We start from the raw sequence: 20,145 nt of genomic DNA, 5'->3' as shown, positions 1-20,145 counted from the left end.
TCGTGACGCACCATTCGGGAGAGGCTATGTACCATTTTCTGACCAATCCACCGCCGTTTCTCTTTTTCACCGGCAAGGGCGGAGTAGGCAAGACCTCGCTAGCCTGCGCCAGTGCGGTGGCGCTGTGTGATGCTGGCAAGCGGGTGCTGCTGGTGAGCACAGATCCGGCCTCCAACGTGGGGCAGGTGTTTGCCACCGAGATCGGCAATCGGGTCACCGCCATCGCCGCTGTGCCCGGTTTGTCGGCGCTGGAGATAGATCCCCCCGCTGCGGCCAAAGCTTATCGGGAGCGGATCGTCGGGCCGGTGCGCGGCAAGTTGCCCGAGAGCGTGGTGCGCAGCATCGAGGAGCAGCTCTCCGGCGCCTGCACCACCGAGATTGCCGCTTTTGACGAATTCACCGCCCTGCTGACCGACCACACGCTGCTGGCCGAGTATGACCATATCGTCTTTGATACGGCCCCAACCGGCCACACCATCCGGCTGCTGCAACTGCCGGGAGCCTGGAGCGAATTTCTGGAGCAGGGCAAGGGGGATGCCTCCTGCCTCGGACCGCTGGCGGGGCTGGAGAAGCAGCGCAGCCAGTATGCCGACGCGGTCGCCGCGCTGGCTGATGCTGCTCGCACCCGCTTGGTGCTGGTGGCGCGCGCCCAGCACTCCACTCTGCGGGAAGTGGCTCGCACCCACGAGGAGCTGGCCGCCATCGGCTTGCTGAATCAGCAGTTGGTGATCAATGGCCTCTTCCCCGAAGGCGCCATTGCCGGAGATCCGCTGGCAATGGCGCTCTGGCAGCGCGAGCAACAGGCTCTCGCCCAGATGCCGCAAGGGATAAAGGGGCTGGCGCAGGATCATATCCCGCTGCTGGCCACCAATCTGGTAGGGCTCGACAGTTTGCGGCTGTTGCTGCAATCAGAGGGAACAGCCGCTCAATTCCCGACAGAACAGTCCACTGTCAAGCATACCCATCCCGAGCTGAGTTCACTGGTGGACGAGCTGGCTGCCGATGGCCACGGCCTCATCATGCTGATGGGCAAGGGCGGGGTGGGCAAAACCACTCTGGCGGCCGCCGTGGCGGTGGAGCTGGCCAGCCGCGGTCTGCCGGTGCACCTCACCACCTCGGATCCCGCCGCGCACCTGAGCGAGACGTTGGCAGGTAGCTTGCCCCATCTGGAGGTGAGCCGCATCGACCCCCACGCCGAGACCGAGCGTTACCGTGCCCAGGTGCTAGCCACCAAGGGGGCTGCGCTGGACGAGCAGGGGCGGGCACTGCTGGAGGAGGACTTGCGCTCCCCCTGTACCGAGGAGATCGCCGTGTTTCAGGCCTTCTCGCGCATCATTCGCGAGGCGGGCAAGCGCTTCGTGGTGATGGATACCGCCCCCACCGGCCACACCCTGCTGCTGCTCGACGCCACCGGCGCCTACCACAGGGAGATCGCTCGCCAGATGGGAAGCAAGGGGCTGCACTTCACCACCCCCATGATGCAGTTGCAGGACCCCAAACAGACCAAGGTACTGATTGTGACGCTGCCCGAGCCGACCCCGGTGCAGGAGGCTGCCAATCTGCAGGCCGACCTGCACCGGGCCGGTATCGAGCCCTGGGGCTGGCTCATCAACCACAGCTTGCAGCAAGCCGCGGTCAGCTCGCCGCTGCTGCAACTGCGGGCCGAGCGCCAGTTGCCCCATATCGAGGCGGTCGAACAGCAACATGCCAGCCGCTACGCCGTGGTGCCGCTGCTCGCCGAGGAGCCGGTGGGGCCCGATGCCCTGCGCCGCCTCTGCCAGCACCAGTGAGTCGCCGCCCCGGCCCGCTGCCGGGGCGGTTTGAATATGCCGTTACTTGTTATAAACCCGTGTTTTGAACCAATAGAAGATGCGGGATTGCGCCGCATCGGGAGCTGTGATGTCTGCAACATGTGATGCCAAGGCCGTGCCTGCCATCGGCTTTTTTGAACGTTATCTGACCGCCTGGGTCGCCCTCTGCATTCTGGTGGGGATTGGGCTCGGGCAGGGATTGCCGGATCTCTTCAAGGCGATCGGTGCCATGGAGGTGGCCAAGGTCAACCTGCCGGTGGGGCTGCTGATCTGGGTGATGATCATCCCCATGCTGCTCAAGATCGATTTTGGCGCCCTGCATCAGGTGAAGGGCCACATGAAGGGCATTGGGGTCACCCTCTTTATCAACTGGCTGGTCAAGCCCTTCTCCATGGCCTTCCTCGGCTGGCTCTTTATCCGCGTGCTGTTTGCCGACTGGCTGCCGGCGGATCAACTCGACAGTTACGTAGCGGGGCTGATCCTGCTGGCTGCGGCCCCCTGCACCGCCATGGTGTTTGTCTGGAGTCGCCTCACCAACGGCGATCCCTACTTCACCCTGTCGCAGGTGGCGGTGAACGACCTCATCATGGTGTTTGCTTTCGCGCCGCTGGTGGCGCTGCTGCTCGGGGTCTCCAGCATAGTTGTGCCATGGGATACCCTGCTCACTTCTGTGGTGCTCTATATCGTCATCCCGGTGATCATCGCCCAGCTGCTGCGCAAGGCTTTGCTGAACAAGGGAGAGGCCCATTTTGACGGCGTCATGACCCGCATCCAGCCCTGGTCGGTGGCGGCCCTGCTGCTCACTCTGGTGCTGTTGTTCGCCTTTCAGGGCAACGCCATCATTGAGCAGCCGCTGGTTATCGCCCTGTTGGCGGTGCCCATCCTGATCCAGGTGCTGTTCAACTCAGGGCTCGCCTACTGGCTCAACCGCAAGGTGGGGGAGAAGCACTCGGTTGCCTGTCCTTCCGCCCTGATCGGCGCCTCCAACTTCTTCGAACTGGCGGTAGCTGCCGCCATCAGCCTGTTCGGCTTTCACTCCGGCGCGGCGCTCGCCACCGTGGTCGGGGTGCTGATCGAGGTGCCGGTCATGCTGCTGGTGGTGCGGGTGGTTAACGCCAGCAAACCCTGGTACGAAGCGGGGTTGGGCCGTTAACTGATGGCCGCTAACAGCTGGCCGCGAACTGATGCTATCGATTTTCTATTCACTTGATTAATGAGAGACACGCAAATGAGTGCAATCACCATCTATCACAACCCGGAATGTGGTACCTCCCGCAACACCCTGGAGCTGATCCGCAACAGCGGCGTGGAGCCCACCGTGATCCACTATCTGGAGACGCCCCCCTCCCGTGACCAGCTGGTGGCGCTGATCGCCGCCATGGACATGCCGGTGCGGGATCTGCTACGCAAGAACGTGCAACCCTACGAGGCGCTCGGTCTGGCGGAAGATCGTTTCAGCGATGATGAACTGATCGATGCCATGCTGGCTCACCCCATCCTCATCAACCGCCCTATCGTGGTTACGCCCCTCGGTACCAAGCTGTGCCGTCCGTCGGAAGTGGTGCTCGATATTCTGCCCGATCAGCAAAAAGGGGCCTTCGCCAAGGAGGATGGCGAGCAGGTGGTGGATGCGAGCGGCAAGCGCCTCAAGTAATCATCTGAACGCTCAGGTACGGATTGAAACAGGGCCAGCTTCACGCTGGCCCTGTTTCGTTGTGTGAACAAGTTGAAAAAGTTACTGCGGCCAATCGTTTTACCGCTTTTTATGTGACGATGATCACTGTACCATCGCCGCCCGACCTGCCACCCGGCCGCATCTCCCCCTGCGACGGCGCTGGCGTCACCCGATACATGCTGTCACCCGGAACGTGAATGACCCCAGGATGGGACCCGCCACTAACCTGTAGGTTTGTGGTCTGCGTGTCGCGTGGGTCGGCACCTCCCCCGCCGGATCTTCCGCGACGCCTGTCTGCAGACTTGCCATATGAAACTCCTCTCTTCATAGGTGCAAGATGACACTGTTATTGAGTCTGGTCGGTATGCTGGCCCTGATGTTTATCGCCTGGCTGGCGAGTGAAAACCGCCGAGCCATCCGCTGGCGAACCGTGCTGGGGGCGCTCGCCCTGCAAACCGGTTTTGCTGCCCTGGTGCTCTATTTCCCCCCCGGACAAATCATGCTCGGTGCCATGAGCAATGGCGTTTCCGCCCTGCTCGGCTTTGCCGACAGCGGCATCCGTTTCGTGTTTGGCGATCTCGCCAGCAACGGCTTTATCTTCGCCGTGCGGGTGCTGCCGCTGGTGATCTTTATCAGCGCGCTGATCGCCGTGCTCTACCACTTCGGCATCATGCAGTGGGTGATCCGGGTATTGGGCGGTGCCATTCATCGTCTGCTCGGCACCAGCCGCGCCGAATCCCTGGTGGCCACCGGCAACATCTTCCTCTCGCAAGGGGAGTCGCCGCTGCTTATTCGCCCCTTCCTCGCCGGTATGACCCGCTCCGAACTCTTTGCGGTGATGACCTGTGGCATGGCTTCGGTGGCGGGCTCGGTGCTGGGCGGTTACGCAGGTCTGGGTGTGGATCTTAAATACCTGATTGCTGCCTCCTTTATGGCGGCGCCCGGTGGCCTGCTGATGGCCAAACTGCTGGTGCCGGAGCAGCAACAGGTGAGCGATCAGACCGAGATCACCCTCGACAAGAGCGACTACAGCAACGCCATCGACGCGCTGGCGGGCGGCGCCATGGGTGGCATGAAGATCGCGGTGGCCATCGGCACCATCCTGCTGGCCTTTGTCAGCGTCATCACCATGATCAACGCCGGTCTCACCACCGTCGGCGAGTGGTTCGGCTGGGCCGATCTCTCCTTGCAGCAGCTGCTGGGTTATCTGTTTGCCCCGGTGGCCTGGCTGATTGGCGTGCCCGCCAGCGAGATGATGGCGGCAGGCTCGCTCATTGGTCAGAAGGTGATCATGAACGAGTTTGTCGCCTATCTGGACTTTGCCAATATCAAGGCGGATCTGAGCGCCCACACCCAGATCATCATCACCTTCGCCCTCTGTGGTTTTGCCAATCTGGGCTCCATTGCGGTGCAGCTCGGCTCCATCGGCACCATGGCGCCGGAGCGCCGTCACGATGTGGCCAATATGGGCTTCAAGGCGGTGTTGGCGGCGACCCTGGCCAACCTGATGAGCGCCACCCTGGCCGGGATCTTTGTCTCGCTGGCCTGATAGTGTGATGCAATAGCCGGTTAGTCTGCGGCAGAAACAAAGACCCCCTCTTGCCGCTTTGCAAGAGGGGGTCTTTTTATTGGTTTCGCCGGTTGGGCAACAGCGCTGCCTGCCCATTGAAAATGTTGGTAGCACTGCTTAACGCCATTTCGGCGCTGTGCCAGATAATCCGGTTCGGCGAGGAGCGCTGCTCCAGCATGGGAATACGCCAAACCGGGTCACAACGCATGCTTTTATCACCGTGTATTTCGGTGGACGTGGGCCTCGTTGTGTTTCGCGTAACGGGGCGGCAGCCGCTGCTACAGCGTGTCACCGTGCAGAATGAATAGTTTTTTAGATTGAATATTGCATATTCAATCGATTATTTAGTTGGGCGTTTGGGGGATGAGTGGTGTCTGAATAGGGGAGCAGGTTGGCCAATGCGCCGTCAGCCAGTCTTTAAGCGGTCATACAAAGGAGACACTCTGATGGAAACACTTGACCTTAACATCGACACCATGCGCGAAGAGTTCCAGCTTCAGGAGCGCAAAAAAGCCCAAGAGAAGTGGCAAGCCCGAGTCGATGAGCTGCAACAGTTGCGGGGTGGGGAGAGACAACCGGAGGAGCAGGAAGAGTAGTGCTCGCTCCCGGGCGAAAGTTGAGGTAGCGAACGCTTCGTATCGGCTACCCGTTATCTACCACCGATAAAAACCACCGACCTTTTGCAGGTCGGTGGTTTTTTATGGGTAGCCGCTGATTGGATGTCGTGGAGATGATCGGAGAGGGGGCCCCGTCTGGCTGTGCTCATCATCGAACAGGGATGCAATACCGGAGCTGCCATCCTTTGGGGAGTGGCCATGCAGTGGCTTGCCTGCACAGACCGGTTTTCTGATTTCCTTTTAAAGATCCATGTTACAGAGCACTTCACCTTCACTTCACCGAGCTGAGGTAGGGTTGCCTCACGTTTTCAGTTGGAGCTTTATCCTATGCCAACCATCGTCACTCACGCCGCCGTCCCTCTCTGCCTTGGGCTCGGGCTTGGCTGCCGGATTATCCCGCCGCGCCTGCTGTTGGCGGGGGTCGCCATCGCCATGCTGCCCGATGCCGACGTGCTCGCCTTTAAACTGGGGGTCGCCTACGGCCATGTCTTTGGCCATCGCGGTTTTACCCACTCATTGCTGTTTGCCTTTGTCCTGCCCACGCTGGCCATGCTGTTTCACCGCCAATATCGGGCCAGCGCCGCCACCGTCTGGTCGTTTCTGCTGGTCTCTCTGCTTTCCCACAGCCTGCTCGATTCGCTCACCACCGGCGGCAAGGGGGTTGGCTGGCTCTGGCCGTGGCGTGACGAGCGCTTCTTTGCCCCCTGGCAGGTGATCCGGGTTGCCCCTTTCAAGCTGCAGGCTTATCTCACCGCCCGAGGCGAAGCGGTGATCCTCTCCGAGCTCTACTGGGTCTGGCTGCCGGGGGTTGTAGTGATGCTGGTATTGATGGGGTGGCGGGTGTGGTGCAGGGGCCCTAGGGGATGCTGAGACTGGCGGCCAGGTGATGAAGATAGTCATAGCTGTGCCACTGGATGGCGCAGAGGGCGAGCAGGGCTGAGGCCTCCAATGCAACTCGATCCCGGTTCTGGAGTAATATCCACAAGGCATGCAGTATGCAGAGACCCAGACTCCCCAGATAAATGAGGGCTAACGCCACTTCAATCAAATCCGATATACCGTAGGGGTCATTCGGATTGTGATAAAGCTGGTCATAGCCAAAGGCGCGAAATCCGAGTCTTAACAGAAACAGGGAAAAGCAGATGATGGCCAGTCGTTTTGTTTTTCGGCTGATTTTTGTCATGCAACTTATTAAATATTCCAGTTTTTACTTATGGAGGAAGGCACAGTGCTATTCCTCTATCGTTTGTTGGAAACACGGAAACATCCACCATTATATGCTTTAATGAATTACAAAGTGTTCTGTTAGTTGAGAATCTCCTTACAGTAAATAAAAAATGTTAACAGTATGAAGAGGATAAAGCTGGCGACATCTCTGTATTCCTCCATGTTTTTTATTTTATTATTGTAGTTTTCAGCGCAACGGGTGTAAACAGTGTGAAGATCATCGAAAAGAGCAAGAAACTGATTAATTTCTTGTAATGCTTCAGTATTATCTTTTCTCACTGAAAGATACGGGTCTTGCATCAAATCTCGAATAATTTCTATTCTTTCAATTAGTCCATCGGCATTATAGTTTCCATGTTCATCTTTCATCGGCATTACATTATATATTCTCTGGTGTATCTTAATGATAGCTTCAGGCCTTTGATTTAATCTCTCTATTAGAGACGGATATTCATTGATTAAATTGTCAAAGGTTTTATTGGAGTTGTCAACCATTATGCATTGGTCTGAATTAGTATACTTGATTGATATTGCAATGTTTTCGTTCATCTTGTTAATTGACATTGCAACAGGCTTGGAAAGTATCATCCTATAAAGTTCCAGCATCTGTGCATGGTATTCTCGCAAAGTGAACATATAGGTGTCATCAACAGATTTTTGTCCGGTTTCAATACTTAACTGAGAGATTAAGTTTTTGTCATGTATATAGATATTCATATCCCTAAGATTTTTTTCTAGGTCACTTTTAGGTTGATAAAATTCAATGTCTTTATCCATCATCGGTTTTGGGATGTTAAAAAAGAATCGGTCTGTCATGAATTGTGCTATGCAGAGTGCAGCAATCCAACTAAGAAGCTTAATGCGTGATTTTTTCTTACTTCTTTCCATTTTTACAAGATGCTTTTTATATATGTCATGTATATGTCTAAAAGCAAAGTTGGATACCCACCCTTTTGTTGGCAGGTTACACCGCGTTTTGCTTAGAAAGATGGGGGGACCTGATTTATCTATCCCACTTATTCTTCTGGGCTATCATCATTTGTGCCCTTATCTTCGGGCACTACAGACACCCCAAAATCAACAACATTGTCAGGAAAAAGAACCCCGAGGCGATTGTTAGCCTTATTCCAGCCCAAATCGCGCTTCGCCATGAAGATCTCTACTTGCTCTCGGATTTTCGGCTCAATGCAAGATAATACATACTCAATGAAACCCTCTACAATTGAAATGTCATGGGATACTTTGTGAACGCCAGAGTGTTCAATAGATACCCCTACAGACTGCGCCCACATTGAACGATACTCTTTGAAAACAGGTACCTTACCGTTGAAGAAGACTTCATTGAACTTCAACTTACCAACCGCGAAATTGCCATGCAGTAAATCGTTTCGTTCATTAACAATGGAGTTGTATTTAGCACACTCTGGCGAAGACCAGTTGACCTCCGAGGTAAATCCTATGCAGTTGATATGAAGAGATTGAATCTTTACATCAATATTTGAGCGGACAAAGTTGTCGTAAAGACGTGAGTTATTTTTTATGTCGGGTCGGCAAAGTACGAAGATCAGTAAATTGATGAATGACTCAGCCAGCACCGGTACCATAAACCGAAGAGCCATGGATAGCCCTGTCCCGCGATCATAACGAGCTACTAGGCTGGCAAATTTTTCGTTGTAGGCCTGAAATTCGTCTGGTGACTTGGGGTCTGGCAGATTTTCCTGCTTGGGGTCTAACGCAAGCAAATCGAGCTCACCTTTTAGAGAGTCAATGGATTCTCTAAGGTTCTTGAAAGGGTTAACAAACATCTCCCAGTCTTCAAGAACCTCTTTGCGGATTCGTGACATCTCCTTCCCGTGTGATGCTAAGTCAGATTTAATTTCTTCAACAAAATCTTCAAGAGAGTAATTCCCCTTAACTGTCCACTCACCAATCAGATGCACCTCTGACCTGAGATTAAGTCCGAGAATCATTACCAATCCATGCTCACTTGCAAGGGTCCAATCCCAGTGAATAAGATTATCTGAATCGTCTGATCGAAAGAAATTCTGCAGCCCGTTCGGGGGCCCAAATTTGGCGTACAAGTAGCAGTACAAGTCCGATGGCTTGAGTTCATTTCCCAAGCGCCAGATAGCGCTGCCACCTCTTGGCAGTAGTCCTCCTGAAAGTATCTTGGCAATACATGCAGGGGCTATAGCTTCGCTGCCCTCAATAATTCTGTAATTTTTCAACGATAGCTCCTTAACCGCTAACAGTTATTAGATAGAAGGTAGTGCTAATCCGATAGCAGAGCCTTCCGTATAACTCTGCTCTGTCTTGATATCACGTATATTGGGCTAAGAATCGTAGGTTGGTGCTGAACGAAGTGAAGCCAAACGTTTACCGATAATATATCTGTAAATCGGTTTTACGGAGCTGCCATATCCATATTTATCCCGCTCTGATGGTGGCAATAAGGCTCGTCTGTTGGGCTTCGCTACGCTAGGTGCTAACCTGCAAAAACCACGCTACCGCCCCTGAGTGACAGCTCCCGGAATGCTGTTGTTAACCTGCGAGATAGCAACAATCGTTGTCATGGCGACCTTCCGAGAGGTTGATTGTCATTCGGGTATCATAAGGGGGTGGGGGGGACGTTGAGAAGCGTGTTTTGGCGGGAATCTGTGTTGGATCAATAAATTAGTTATTAAGGCGTGCGCAGTGTGAACAACCAGCTTGGCTGGGGGGGCACAATTCCCCTCACCCCAGCCCTCTCCCGGAGGGAGACGGAGCAAATGCCGCGAGCTGCAAACGGGTGCAAGCGAGATAAAAAGAAAGGGAGCCGGTCAGGCTCCCTTTGATGCAGTGATTGCAGCTATATCGCCATACGTGGTGTTGATACGCAAGCTGGACCATCAGGGCCACAGGCAGCTGACCCCATTATCCGACCTTATCGATTGGTCGCGGCCTTCATCCCTTCCACAAACTCTTTCAAACGAGTGAGCATATGCTCCGGGTTCTGGTGGTGGGTCTCGATGATCTTCACCACGGCGGAGCCGGAGATGGCTCCGGCGGCGCCAGCTGCAATCGCTTCACGCACCTGAGCCGGTTCGCTGATGCCAAAGCCGAGCAGGGCAGGGGGAGCATTGAACTCGCGCAGGGTGTTGATGAGACCTTCCACCGGCATGCCGGCCTTGGTCTCGGCACCGGTCACGCCGGCGCGGCTCACCAGATAGGTGTAACCGGAGCCCAGCTCCGCCACCTGTTTCAGGGTCTCGGCGTCGCCATTGGGCGGGGCGATAAAGATGCTGTCGATGCCGAACTTGTCGGCGGCCGCCTTGTAGGGGGCGCACATCTGCACCGGCACGTCGGCGACCAGCACCGAATCCACGCCAGCCTGCTGGCACTTCTCGTAGAAGCCGTCGATTTTGCGCACATAGACCAGGTTGGCGTAGACCAGCAGGCCAATGGGCAGCTGCGGGTACTTGGCGCGGATGCGGCCAAGCAGCTCGAAGCAGTCGTCCGGGGTGGTGTGGCTGGCAAAAGCGCGCAGAGCGGCGCCCTGAATGGTGGGGCCGTCCGCTACCGGATCGGAGAAGGGAATGCCGAGTTCGAGGGCATCGGCGCCCCCTGCGACCAGCGCATCGACGATGGCCAGTGACAATTCGGGGGAGGGGTCACCCAGCATCACGAACGGCACAAAGGCGCCCTGATTGGCCTCGTCCAGACGGGAGAAGAGTTGTGCGTAGCGATTCATGACAAGGTTCCTTCTTTTTCAAAGATGTCGGCAACGGTGAAGATATCTTTGTCGCCACGGCCGGAGAGGTTGACGATGAGCACCTGCTCTTTTTCCGGTTCACTGCGGGCCATCTTGAGGGCGTGGGCCAGCGCGTGGGAGGACTCCAGCGCGGGTATGATGCCTTCGGATTTGGCCAGCTCCTGGAAGGCGTCCAGCGCCTCCTTGTCGGTCACCGAGGGGTACTCGGCGCGGCCGATGGCGGCCAGGTGGGCGTGCTGCGGGCCAACGGAGGGGAAGTCGAGCCCCGCCGAGACGGAGTAGGACTCCTGAATCTGGCCCTGAGTGTCCTGCATCAGGTAGGAGTGCATGCCAAAGAAGACCCCCTTGCTGCCGTGACCGAGCGGTGCGCCGTGCTCGCCACTCTCGATACCGTGACCACCCGGCTCGACGCCGATGAGACGCACGGAAGGCTCATCGATAAAGTCGGCAAACATGCCGATGGCATTCGAGCCGCCACCGACGCAGGCGATCACCGCATCGGGCAAGCGTTCTTCTTTCTCGAAGCACTGGGCCTTGGCCTCTTCCCCGATCATCTTCTGGAACTCCCGCACGATGGTGGGGAAGGGGTGGGGGCCGGCGGCGGTGCCGAGCAGGTAGTGGGCGGTTTCATAGTTGGCAGCCCAGTCGCGCAGCGCCTCGTTGCAGGCATCTTTCAGGGTGCTGGAGCCGGAGTGCACCGGAATGACGGTGGCGCCCATCAGCTTCATGCGAAAGACATTGGGCTTCTGGCGCTCGCAATCCTTGGCGCCCATGTAGACCCGGCACTTGAGGCCGAGCAGGGCGCAGGCCAGCGCGGTGGCCACACCATGCTGACCGGCGCCGGTCTCGGCGATGATCTCTTTCTTGCCCATGCGCTTGGCCAGCAGCGCCTGACCCAGCACCTGGTTGGTCTTGTGGGCGCCGCCGTGCAGCAGATCTTCACGCTTCAGATAGAGGCGGGTCTTGGTGCCCTTGGTCAGGTTGCGGGTCAGGGTGAGCGGGGTCGGGCGACCGGCATACTCGGTCAGCAGGGTCTGAAACTCGGCGATAAAGGTCGGATCATCCTTGGCATCGACAAAGGCTTTCTCCAGCTGGAGCAGGGCCGGGATAAGGATCTGGGGCACATACATGCCGCCAAATTCACCAAAAAACGGGTTGAGCAGGGTCATGGCTTCTTCCTTGTATTAGCTAAATCGAAATATCGAAAAGGGTTGCGTTACAGGTCGCGCAGGGCGGCAAAGGCGGCCGCCAGCTTGTGCGCATCCTTCTGGCCCGGGGCATTCTCCACCCCGGAGTTGAAATCAAGGCCGAGGCAGCCCACTTGCGCCGCCTGCAGGGCGTTGTCGGGGTTAAGGCCGCCCGCCAGCATCAGTTTGCTCTTGTCGAGGGTGGCCAGCATGGCCCAGTCGAACGCCTGACCGGTGCCGCCGCTCTGGCTACCCACTTTGGTATCGAGCAGCAGGCGATCGGCTGGGTAGTCTAGGGCGGGCAGCGGCTCGCCGCTTTCTTTGCCGAGAGAGACGCCTACGGCCTTCCAGATCTGGCAGCCAGCTGGCAGCAGTGCGCGCAGCCCCTCGATATAGGCGGCATCTTCATCCCCGTGCAGCTGGACTGCCGCCAAGTTCAGAGCCTCCACCGTCTTGACGATGGTGGCGGGCTGGGCGTTGCGAAATACCCCCACATAGGCGAGCGGCGCGCCCGCCATTACGGCGCGTGCGGCGGGAATGTCCACATAGCGCGGGCTTTTCGCCACAAAAATCAGACCGCCAAACACCGCACCCGCCTGATGGGCGGCGGCGGCATCCTCGGCGCGGGTGAGGCCGCACACCTTGTTCTGGCCCAGTACCAGCTTGCGCACCGCAGCCTCCAGATCCGGCTCGGCCATGAGCGATGAGCCCACCAGAAAGCCCTTGGCGTGGTGGCGCAGATCCGCCACTTGGGCGCGCTGGTTGATGCCGGACTCGCTGATCACTACCCGATCGCTTGGAATGTCTTTGGCCAGCTGTTTTGTGCGGGCGAGATCGACGCTCAAATCGCGCAGGTCCCGGTTGTTGATGCCGATCACCGGCGCGCCAAGGGCGATGGCGCGGGTCAGCTCTTCTTCGTTGCTCACCTCGGTGAGCACGCCAAGGCCCAGATCCTTGGCGACCGCGAACAGGGCGCGATAGCCCTCGTCGGTGAGCACCGAGAGCATCAAGAGGATGGCGTCCGCCTGATAGTGGCGGGCCAGATAGACCTGATAGGGGTCAATCATGAAATCCTTGCAGAGCACCGGCTGCGATACGCGACCGCGTACCCGTGGCAGGAAGGCGAAATCCCCCTGAAAGAACTTCTCGTCGGTCAGCACCGAGATGGCGGTGGCGTATTTGCCATAGATGTCGGCGATCGCCTCCGGGCTGAAATCATCGCGGATCAAGCCCTTGGAGGGGGAGGCCTTCTTGCACTCCAGAATAAAGCGGGTGGAGCCCGCCTTGAGTGCCCCGACGAAATCCCGATCGCTGGGGGTCAGCGCGCGCTGGAAGCGCTCCAGCGGTTGGGCCAGTTTGCGGGCGGCAACCCACTCCTGCTTGGCCGCCACGATCTTGCCGAGAATGGTCTGGCTGATGGAGGCCATGTTCAGAAATGCATGGGGGGCAATAAGGTCTGACATCTCGTTATCCTTGCGAAACTGGCTCTTGCCCTGCGGGCGTTCTGAATGACTGCTGTGCAATGTGGTGGCTGACATCATGCCTCCTGATGGCCCGCATCCTGATGGCTTAAAGTGGCGAGCCTAGCGGCGAGATCCGCCGTCTTGCCGCTCGCCAGCACCGCCAGCACCTCGGCCGCCGCGCTCTTGAGATCTTTCGCCTTACCCGCCATCAGCAGCAACGGCGCCACATTGGCGGCGATGGCGGCGTTGTGGGCCGGGGTGCCACGCCCTTCCAGAATGGCGGCGGTGATGGCGCGGTTCTCTTCAGGCTCACCCCCCTGAATGGCGCTGACTGGATAGGTCTCCAGGCCAAAGTCAGCCGGGGTGAGCAGAAACTCGCGGATCTCGCCGTCACGGATCTGGGCCACCTGGGTCGGGCCGTGGATGGCGATTTCATCCAGCCCGGCACCGTGCACCACCATACCGGTTTTCAGCCCCAGTGCCAGCAGGGTTTCTGCGATGGGGCGCACCAGCTCGGGGGCATAGACTCCCATCAGCTGATAGGTGGGGCGAGCGGGGTTGATAAGCGGCCCCAGCACATTGAACAGGGTGCGGGTCTTGAGGGCCTGACGTACCGGCATGGCGTGGCGCACGCCAGCGTGGTACTGGGGGGCAAACAGGAAGCAGATGCCGAGTTCATCCAGACAGCGACGCGCCTGCGCCGGGCTCATGTCGAGCTTGATGCCCATCTTGTCGAGCAGATCGCTCGAACCAGACTTGCTCGAGACCGAGCGGTTGCCGTGCTTGGCCACTTTCAGGCCGCAGGCGGCGGCGACCAGCGCCGAGGTGGTGGAGACGTTGATGGTGTTGAGGCCATCGCCACCGGTGCCGACGATGTCGCAGAACTCATAATCCGGACGCGGGAAGTCGCGCGCTTCAGCCAAGAGAGCCTCGGCGGCGCCGGCGATCTCCTCCGGGGTCTCCCCCTTGATCTTGAGGGCAGTCAGCAGGCTTGCGAGAACTATGGGGTCCACTTCGCCACGTACCACCTGACCGAAGGCGTCGCGGGTACTTTCACGGCTCAGAGACTGACCCTGATAGAGGGTGTTGAGATGTTGATGCATGTTGGTCTCCTTACCGCACACTGCTAACTGGACGGGTGATGTGGGCGAGCGCCTGAGTCAGCAGGCGGGCCCCTTCCGAGGTCATGATGGATTCCGGGTGGAACTGGAAGCCCAGTACCCGCTCATCCTGCTGCTCGATGGCCATGGGCATGCCCTGATAGTGGGCAATCACCGTCAGCTCTTCCGGTACATAGGTGGCGACCAGCGAATGGTAGCGGGCCACCGGCAGCGGGCTCGGCAGACCGGCGAAGGCGCCGTGGCCGTTGTGCTCAATCAACGAACGCTTGCCGTGGACGATCTCGCCCGCTGCGCCGACGGTGCCGCCGTAGGCTTCGCACAGGGCCTGATGGCCGAGGCAGATGCCGAGGATGGGCACCTGACCACGTGCCAGCTTGATGAGGTCGATGAGGCAACCCGCCTCGTGGGGGGCACCCGGGCCCGGCGAGAGTACCAGCACGGCGTCCCCTTCGCAGGCGGCGATCTCGCTCATGATGCGGCTCGCCGGCAGGCTGTTGCGGTAGATCCGCACCGGATAACCGAGGGAGCGGAACTGATCGACGAGGTTGTAGGTAAATGAATCGAAGTTGTCGAGCAGGAAGATATTAGTCATGGCTCACGTCCTTATGTTGCTCCTGCTGGGCGCTCAGGGCTTGCAGGGAGGTGCCATGGCTGGCGGCGATGGCGGCCAGCACGGCGGCCGCCTTGGCGCGGGTTTCGTCCGCTTCGGCCTGGGGCTTGGAGTCATAGACCACCCCGGCACCGGCTTGCACATGGGCCACGCCATCTTTGACAAACGCCGAGCGAATGACGATGCAGGTATCCATCTCGCCTGCGCCGTTGATGTAGCCAACCGCACCGCCGTAGCTGCCGCGGCGCTTGCCTTCCACCATGCGAATAAGCTCGCTGGCGCGGATCTTGGGGGCGCCGGTGAGGGTGCCCATGTTCATGCAGGCCTGATAGGCGTGCAGGGCGTCAAGGTCTGAGCGCAGGGTGCCGACCACCTTGGAGACCAGGTGCATCACGTGGCTGTAGCGATCCACTTTCAGCAGCTCCTTGACGTAACGGGTACCCGGTTCCGAGATGCGGGCGATGTCGTTGCGGCCCAGATCCACCAGCATCAGGTGCTCGGCCACCTCTTTCTCGTCCTGACGCAGCTCCAGCTCGATGCGGCCATCGAGATCCCGGTTGATGCTGCCATCGGGGTTGAAACCGCGGCGGCGGGTACCGGCGATGGGGTACATCTCCACATCGCGGCTGGCGGCGCAGAATTTCACCGCGCTCTCCGGCGAGGCGCCAAACAGGGTGAAGCCCTCATCCTGCACGTAGAACATGTAGGGGCTGGGATTGGTCTGCTTGAGGCGGCGATAGGCGGCCAGGGGGCTAGGGCAGGGCAGGGAGAAGCAGCGGGACGGCACCACCTGGAAGATGTCGCCACGGCGGATAAAGCCCTTGAGCTTCTCCACCTCGGCGCAGAACTGCTTGTCGCTCTTGTCCACGCTCATGCCACCGGTCAGGGGCTTGGTGGTCAGCTCGGCGCAGAGGGGTTGCTGGCAAATCTGTTTGAAGTCGGTGAGCCGTTCGGTCAGGCGGGTGTATCTGTCTTCCACCTGGCTCTCGTCGCTGTCGCCGCCAAAGATGCAGGCGAGCAGTTGAGTGGTGCGTTCGATATGATCGATGGTGATCAGGGTTTCGGCCACATAGAAGCAGTAGTCGGGGCAGTCGTTGCTCCCTTCCGGCACGTCGGGCAGATCTTCAAATGAGGCGATCAGGTCGTAGGCAAAGCTGCCCGCCATAAAGAGCGCCTCTTTACCCAACTGGCAATCAAGCTCCCGCTGCAGGGTGCGCAGCACGTCCAGCACGCTGCTCCCCTTGAGGCGGGAATCTTCGTCTTGCTCCCGATCGGAGGCAGGGAAGTCGAGTTGCAGCTCGCCATCGACCAGCGAGCGGGCCACCACCGCAGGCAGCCGTTCGGCCAGCAGGCTTTGCAACTGGGCGCCGTTGTCGTTCAGGCTGCGAACCCGCACGGTGCGACCACGGCACTCGATGCGCAGGCAGGCATCCACCAGCAGCAGGCTCTGTTTGCCTGCCTTGGAGTCGATCTCCACCGATTCCAGCAGCAGGTTGTTGGGGCGGCCCTGACAGAGGCGGGTATAGAGCGCCAGCGGGTCGGCCACATAGGGGGCGTTGAGCTTGAGGGTATCGAATTCACCCAGAGGAAGGCGATGTGTGGCTGTCATAGTGCGTTCCCTTGCGTGTGATGCGTGTTACCGATGTTCATGACGTTGAATTCCTTAGAAATTTAATTGGTCCGGGGTGGCTGGTTCAGGGGCGCCATCGCCAGGTCAGCTTGCTTGTCTGAATTCTCGGTTTCATCACAGGTCCATTTGCCGGATAATAAAAAAGCCCGCTGGGGTCAGCGGGCTTTTTCTTTGGGTTCTTAATTTGCTGTCAGTTTACAGGTACAGCAACGACCACACGCCCGCATGTCAGGGAGTGTGCCACCACCAGATGGTCAGGATGGAAGTCGTTTGCATGATAAAGTCCTGTAAAAAGATGTTTGCAATGAAGTGCCTACAGAAAACGATAAAGCCGCGGCCAAGTCAAGTCGCTTTTTAGCCTTCTTTCACCGATTTGCCATGAATGGTGACCTGACCACGAGAGCGGAATAACCTGATGAGATTCGATCTTCACTGCCATACCACTGCCTCCGACGGGGTGCTGAGCCCAGCCGAACTGGTGCGCCGCGCTGCCGAAAAACAGGTCGAGGTGTTAGCGGTTACTGACCACGATACCCTCGCCGGGCTTGATGAGGTGCGCCGCACCATCGCAGCCGAGCAACTGCCGCTGCGGCTGGTCAGCGGGGTGGAAATTTCCACTGGCTGGGAGCATCACGAAATTCATATCGTGGCGCTGGGAGTGGATGAAAAAAATGTGCAGCTGACCGATTTTCTGGCCGGTCAGCTGGCACGTCGCGAAGCGCGTGCGCTGGAAATCGGGCGTCGTCTGGAGAAGTGCCTCATCCCCGGTACCTATGAAGAGGCCAAGGCGCTCGCCGGTGACGCCGCCGTGACCCGCGCCCACTTTGCCCGGGTGCTGGTGGCGCGCGGGGTAGCCGACAACATGCAGAAGGTATTCAAAAAGTACCTGAGCCGTGGCAATAAAGGCTATGCCCCGGCCGAGTGGCCCGAGATGAGCGAAGCCATCGCGGCTATTCACGGCGCCGGTGGGCTGGCGGTGCTGGCTCACCCCAGCCGTTACGATCTCACCGCCAAGTGGATCAAGCGGCTGCTGGTGGCCTTCAAGGCGGCCGGTGGCGATGCCATGGAGGTCTCATTGCCCCAGCAGAGCCCGCAGGAGCGGGCCAATCTGGGCCAGTGGGCCAAGGATCACGACCTCTATATCTCGGTGGGATCGGATTTTCACTTTCCGTCCAACTGGACCGAGCTGGGTCGCCACCTATGGTTGCCAAAAGAGGGCATGCCGGTCTGGTTGGCCTATCCCGGTCACTTTGGGCTCACCCCCGAACAGCATGCCGAGCTGCTGGCGAGTCGCTAACGGCACCAGCGAAGCGACCACAAACAGGTTAAGGTAGTGTCATGGGTCTTTGACCCGTGACCATACGAGCGGGCAGGTATTGCTGCCCCCATTGCGAGAACAAGCCATGAGTCAGCATTTTTACGTACATCCGGAAAACCCCCAGGCCCGTCTGATCGGTCAGGCGGTACAGATCATCCAGAATGGCGGCGTCATCGTCTATCCGACCGACTCCGGTTATGCGCTGGGTTGCCAGATGGGTGACAAAGGCGCGCTGGAGCGCATCTGCCGCATCCGTCGCCTCGACGCCAACCACGACTTCACCCTGGTGTGCCGCGATCTCTCCGAGATCTCCACCTACGCCAAGGTCGACAACAGCGCATTTCGCCTGATCAAGAACAACACCCCGGGTGCCTACACCTTCATCTTCAAGGCGACCAAAGAGGTGCCGCGCCGCCTGATGAACGAGAAGAAGAAGAGCATCGGTATCCGGGTGCCGGACAACAAGATTGCTCAGGCGCTCTTGGAAGCCCTCGGCGAGCCGTTGCTCTCCACCACATTGATCCTGCCGGACTCCGAGATGGCCGAGTTTGACCCGGAAGAGATCTTCGACAAGCTGGGCAAGCAGATCGATCTGGTGGTCAACGGCGGTTATCTGGGCGAGCAGCCCACCACAGTGGTCGATTTCTCTGACGACGAGCCGGTATTGCGTCGTCGCGGCGCCGGAGACCCGACCCCGTTTGAGTGATGTCGCTGAACCGGTGACAGTTCCTTCCGCCGAGACGGGGACTGGCGCCGCGCTACCCATCGCGAAAGTCTTGGGGCAGCCCTATCACGAGCTGCCCCAGGACCTGTTCATCCCGCCCGATGCGCTGGAGGTGTTCCTCGATACCTTCGAGGGGCCGCTCGATCTGCTGCTCTATCTCATCCGGCGCCAGCAGCTCGATATCCTCAACCTGCCGATCCTGCAGATCACAGCCCAGTACATGGAGTACGTGGAGCTGATGCAGGGGCTCAACCTTGAGCTGGCGGCTGAGTATCTGCTGATGGCAGCCTGGCTGGCGGAGATCAAATCCCGCCTGCTGCTGCCCAAGGCGCCGGAGCTGGAGGATGAAGATGAGGGAGAAGACCCGCGGGTGACCCTGATCCGCCGCCTGCAGGAGTACGAGCGCTACAAGGTAGGGGCGGAGAGGGTCAATGAGCTGCCACGGGTGGAGCGGGAGATTTATATCGCAGCCGCCTTGCCCCCCGATTTTGGCGCCCTCAAGCCACTGGCGCCCGATGTTTCGCTGGTTGAGCTCGCCCTTTACATGCAAAGTGTGGTAAAACGCGCGACTCATTTCGAACATCACCAGATCCGCCGTGAACAGATCCCGACCCGGGTGCGCATGGCGGAGATCCTTGCCATGCTCACGCTGGGGCAGACCCTGCGCCTTGAGCAGGTGCTGCGTGCCGAAGAGGGGCGCATGGGGGTACTGGTGACGTTTCTGGCCCTGCTGGAGCTGTGCAAGGAGCAACTGATCTGGATCCTGCAGGCTGAACCACTCGGCCCAATCCATTTCGCATTGGCCGAGCAGAGCGAGGAGGGCAACCGTGGCGCTGCCCACTGAACGACTCAAGACCTTGATCGAAGCGGCATTGTTTGTGGCCGGTCGTCCGCTCAATGTCAGCGAACTGAAAAGCAGCGTGCTGGCCGATTATCCCGTGACCAGCCGCTATGTTCAGCTGCTGTTGGCCGAGATCAGGCAAGATTACAGCTCGCGAGGTGTCGAACTCAAAGAGGTCGCCTCCGGCTGGCGCTTTCAGGCGCGTCAGGAGTATGCCGAAGAACTCTCGCGGCTCTGGAGCGAGCGGGCGCCGCGCTATTCCCGCGCCGTGATGGAGACGCTGACCCTGATCGCCTATCGCCAACCCATCACCCGGGCCGAGATCGAAGCGATCCGCGGGGTGGCGGTGTCGAGCCAGATAGTGAATACCCTGAAAGAGCGTGGCTGGGTGCGCAGCATTGGCCACAAAGAGGTGGCGGGTCGCCCCGAGCTGCTCGCCACCACCAGAGAGTTTCTGGATTACTTTAATCTGCAGAGTCTGGAGCAGCTCCCCGAGCTGGATCCGGAGCTGCAACCCTTGTTGCCCTCTGCGGTGGACGGGGAGAGCGATGCCCGGTGAATGGCGCCCAAGCGTGCCGATGTCACCGAGATATACATTTT

General features: G+C 58.8%; 19 protein-coding genes. 10 read left to right on the top strand and 9 right to left on the bottom strand.

From position 1 onward, the window contains the following. Positions 1-26 precede the first annotated feature (26 nt). The 6 genes from arsA to G5149_RS05330 all read left to right on the top strand — a co-directional run bounded on the left by arsA (position 27) and on the right by G5149_RS05330 (position 6,543). Positions 27-1,790: an arsenical pump-driving ATPase gene (gene arsA, locus G5149_RS05355; RefSeq protein WP_421211920.1), complete on the top strand. Its 1,764-nt coding sequence runs from the start codon at positions 27-29 to the stop codon at positions 1,788-1,790. 109 nt (positions 1,791-1,899) lie between these two features. Further along, the gene (gene arsB / locus G5149_RS05350) at positions 1,900-2,964 is read left to right on the top strand and encodes an ACR3 family arsenite efflux transporter (protein ID WP_421211918.1); all 1,065 of its coding nucleotides are present in this window, start codon (positions 1,900-1,902) and stop codon (positions 2,962-2,964) included. Positions 2,965-3,039: 75 nt separating this feature from the next. Then, a complete protein-coding gene (arsC, locus tag G5149_RS05345) occupies positions 3,040-3,465 on the top strand; it encodes a glutaredoxin-dependent arsenate reductase (protein ID WP_201951983.1) in 426 nt (141 codons plus the stop codon). Between the two features lie 358 nt (positions 3,466-3,823). Further along, positions 3,824-5,035, top strand: a complete 1,212-nt coding sequence (locus G5149_RS05340; RefSeq protein WP_071911985.1) for a NupC/NupG family nucleoside CNT transporter — start codon at positions 3,824-3,826, stop codon at positions 5,033-5,035. Between the two features lie 467 nt (positions 5,036-5,502). Further along, the gene (locus G5149_RS05335) at positions 5,503-5,652 is read left to right on the top strand and encodes a hypothetical protein (protein WP_005347375.1); all 150 of its coding nucleotides are present in this window, start codon (positions 5,503-5,505) and stop codon (positions 5,650-5,652) included. A 348-nt stretch (positions 5,653-6,000) separates the two neighbouring features. Beyond that, positions 6,001-6,543 (top strand): metal-dependent hydrolase, encoded by a 543-nt coding sequence (locus tag G5149_RS05330; protein ID WP_236345457.1) that lies wholly within the window; start codon positions 6,001-6,003, stop codon positions 6,541-6,543. Here G5149_RS05330 and G5149_RS05325 read toward each other — a convergent pair. The 9 genes from G5149_RS05325 to G5149_RS05285 form a co-directional block, all read right to left on the bottom strand. Then, complete coding sequence (locus G5149_RS05325) at positions 6,530-6,856, bottom strand: hypothetical protein (RefSeq protein ID WP_236345455.1); 327 nt, start codon at positions 6,854-6,856, stop codon at positions 6,530-6,532. The genes G5149_RS05330 and G5149_RS05325 overlap by 14 nt on opposite strands. A gap of 122 nt (positions 6,857-6,978) precedes the next feature. After that, complete coding sequence (locus G5149_RS05320) at positions 6,979-7,788, bottom strand: hypothetical protein (protein WP_236345449.1); 810 nt, start codon at positions 7,786-7,788, stop codon at positions 6,979-6,981. Positions 7,789-7,916: 128 nt separating this feature from the next. Then, positions 7,917-9,128, bottom strand: coding sequence for a hypothetical protein (locus tag G5149_RS05315; protein ID WP_236345446.1), 1,212 nt, complete (start codon positions 9,126-9,128; stop codon positions 7,917-7,919). 695 nt (positions 9,129-9,823) lie between these two features. Beyond that, positions 9,824-10,630: a tryptophan synthase subunit alpha gene (trpA, locus tag G5149_RS05310; protein ID WP_236345444.1), complete on the bottom strand. Its 807-nt coding sequence runs from the start codon at positions 10,628-10,630 to the stop codon at positions 9,824-9,826. After that, the gene (gene trpB / locus G5149_RS05305; RefSeq protein WP_236345434.1) at positions 10,627-11,820 is read right to left on the bottom strand and encodes a tryptophan synthase subunit beta; all 1,194 of its coding nucleotides are present in this window, start codon (positions 11,818-11,820) and stop codon (positions 10,627-10,629) included. Before trpB ends, trpA begins: the two co-directional genes overlap by 4 nt. A gap of 47 nt (positions 11,821-11,867) precedes the next feature. Further along, complete coding sequence (gene trpCF / locus G5149_RS05300; protein ID WP_421211915.1) at positions 11,868-13,376, bottom strand: bifunctional indole-3-glycerol-phosphate synthase TrpC/phosphoribosylanthranilate isomerase TrpF; 1,509 nt, start codon at positions 13,374-13,376, stop codon at positions 11,868-11,870. Next, positions 13,376-14,404: an anthranilate phosphoribosyltransferase gene (gene trpD / locus G5149_RS05295; RefSeq protein WP_236345428.1), complete on the bottom strand. Its 1,029-nt coding sequence runs from the start codon at positions 14,402-14,404 to the stop codon at positions 13,376-13,378. The genes trpCF and trpD overlap by 1 nt, the downstream gene beginning before the upstream one ends. A gap of 10 nt (positions 14,405-14,414) precedes the next feature. Beyond that, complete coding sequence (locus G5149_RS05290; RefSeq protein ID WP_005347355.1) at positions 14,415-15,014, bottom strand: aminodeoxychorismate/anthranilate synthase component II; 600 nt, start codon at positions 15,012-15,014, stop codon at positions 14,415-14,417. Continuing rightward, the gene (locus tag G5149_RS05285; protein WP_005347353.1) at positions 15,007-16,641 is read right to left on the bottom strand and encodes an anthranilate synthase component 1; all 1,635 of its coding nucleotides are present in this window, start codon (positions 16,639-16,641) and stop codon (positions 15,007-15,009) included. The genes G5149_RS05290 and G5149_RS05285 overlap by 8 nt, the downstream gene beginning before the upstream one ends. A 436-nt stretch (positions 16,642-17,077) precedes the next feature. Here G5149_RS05285 and rnm point away from each other — a divergent pair, with 436 nt between their 5' ends. The 4 genes from rnm (at position 17,078) to scpB (ending at position 20,104) form a co-directional block, all read left to right on the top strand. Beyond that, positions 17,078-17,959 (top strand): RNase RNM, encoded by an 882-nt coding sequence (gene rnm / locus G5149_RS05280; RefSeq protein WP_421211912.1) that lies wholly within the window; start codon positions 17,078-17,080, stop codon positions 17,957-17,959. A 106-nt stretch (positions 17,960-18,065) separates the two neighbouring features. Next, complete coding sequence (locus G5149_RS05275; RefSeq protein ID WP_005338129.1) at positions 18,066-18,686, top strand: L-threonylcarbamoyladenylate synthase; 621 nt, start codon at positions 18,066-18,068, stop codon at positions 18,684-18,686. After that, the gene (locus G5149_RS05270) at positions 18,679-19,548 is read left to right on the top strand and encodes a segregation and condensation protein A (RefSeq protein ID WP_005347349.1); all 870 of its coding nucleotides are present in this window, start codon (positions 18,679-18,681) and stop codon (positions 19,546-19,548) included. Before G5149_RS05275 ends, G5149_RS05270 begins: the two co-directional genes overlap by 8 nt. Beyond that, on the top strand, positions 19,532-20,104 hold the full coding sequence (scpB, locus tag G5149_RS05265) for an SMC-Scp complex subunit ScpB (protein ID WP_005350230.1): 573 nt from the start codon (positions 19,532-19,534) through the stop codon (positions 20,102-20,104). Before G5149_RS05270 ends, scpB begins: the two co-directional genes overlap by 17 nt. Positions 20,105-20,145 lie beyond the last annotated feature (41 nt).

The organism is Aeromonas sp. 600479 (assembly GCF_049175515.1).
GTDB lineage: Bacteria > Pseudomonadota > Gammaproteobacteria > Enterobacterales > Aeromonadaceae > Aeromonas > Aeromonas veronii_A.
Note: the sequence above shows the minus strand (reverse complement) of the source record. Positions and strands in the feature narration are given on the sequence as shown.

Excerpts from the sequence above, each read along its gene's own strand:
- G5149_RS05340 (WP_071911985.1), top strand. The coding sequence starts at position 3,824 with ATGACACTGTTATTGAGTCTGGTCGGTATGCTGGCCCTGATGTTTATC.
- arsB (WP_421211918.1), top strand. The coding sequence starts at position 1,900 with ATGTCTGCAACATGTGATGCCAAGGCCGTGCCTGCCATCGGCTTTTTT.
- G5149_RS05290 (WP_005347355.1), bottom strand. The coding sequence starts at position 15,014 with ATGACTAATATCTTCCTGCTCGACAACTTCGATTCATTTACCTACAAC.
- arsC (WP_201951983.1), top strand. The coding sequence starts at position 3,040 with ATGAGTGCAATCACCATCTATCACAACCCGGAATGTGGTACCTCCCGC.
- G5149_RS05285 (WP_005347353.1), bottom strand. The coding sequence starts at position 16,641 with ATGACAGCCACACATCGCCTTCCTCTGGGTGAATTCGATACCCTCAAG.
- G5149_RS05335 (WP_005347375.1), top strand. The coding sequence starts at position 5,503 with ATGGAAACACTTGACCTTAACATCGACACCATGCGCGAAGAGTTCCAG.
- G5149_RS05320 (WP_236345449.1), bottom strand. The coding sequence starts at position 7,788 with ATGGAAAGAAGTAAGAAAAAATCACGCATTAAGCTTCTTAGTTGGATT.
- trpCF (WP_421211915.1), bottom strand. The coding sequence starts at position 13,376 with ATGTCAGCCACCACATTGCACAGCAGTCATTCAGAACGCCCGCAGGGC.
- arsA (WP_421211920.1), top strand. The coding sequence starts at position 27 with ATGTACCATTTTCTGACCAATCCACCGCCGTTTCTCTTTTTCACCGGC.
- trpB (WP_236345434.1), bottom strand. The coding sequence starts at position 11,820 with ATGACCCTGCTCAACCCGTTTTTTGGTGAATTTGGCGGCATGTATGTG.
- trpA (WP_236345444.1), bottom strand. The coding sequence starts at position 10,630 with ATGAATCGCTACGCACAACTCTTCTCCCGTCTGGACGAGGCCAATCAG.
- trpD (WP_236345428.1), bottom strand. The coding sequence starts at position 14,404 with ATGCATCAACATCTCAACACCCTCTATCAGGGTCAGTCTCTGAGCCGT.
- G5149_RS05325 (WP_236345455.1), bottom strand. The coding sequence starts at position 6,856 with ATGACAAAAATCAGCCGAAAAACAAAACGACTGGCCATCATCTGCTTT.
- G5149_RS05330 (WP_236345457.1), top strand. The coding sequence starts at position 6,001 with ATGCCAACCATCGTCACTCACGCCGCCGTCCCTCTCTGCCTTGGGCTC.
- G5149_RS05275 (WP_005338129.1), top strand. The coding sequence starts at position 18,066 with ATGAGTCAGCATTTTTACGTACATCCGGAAAACCCCCAGGCCCGTCTG.
- rnm (WP_421211912.1), top strand. The coding sequence starts at position 17,078 with ATGAGATTCGATCTTCACTGCCATACCACTGCCTCCGACGGGGTGCTG.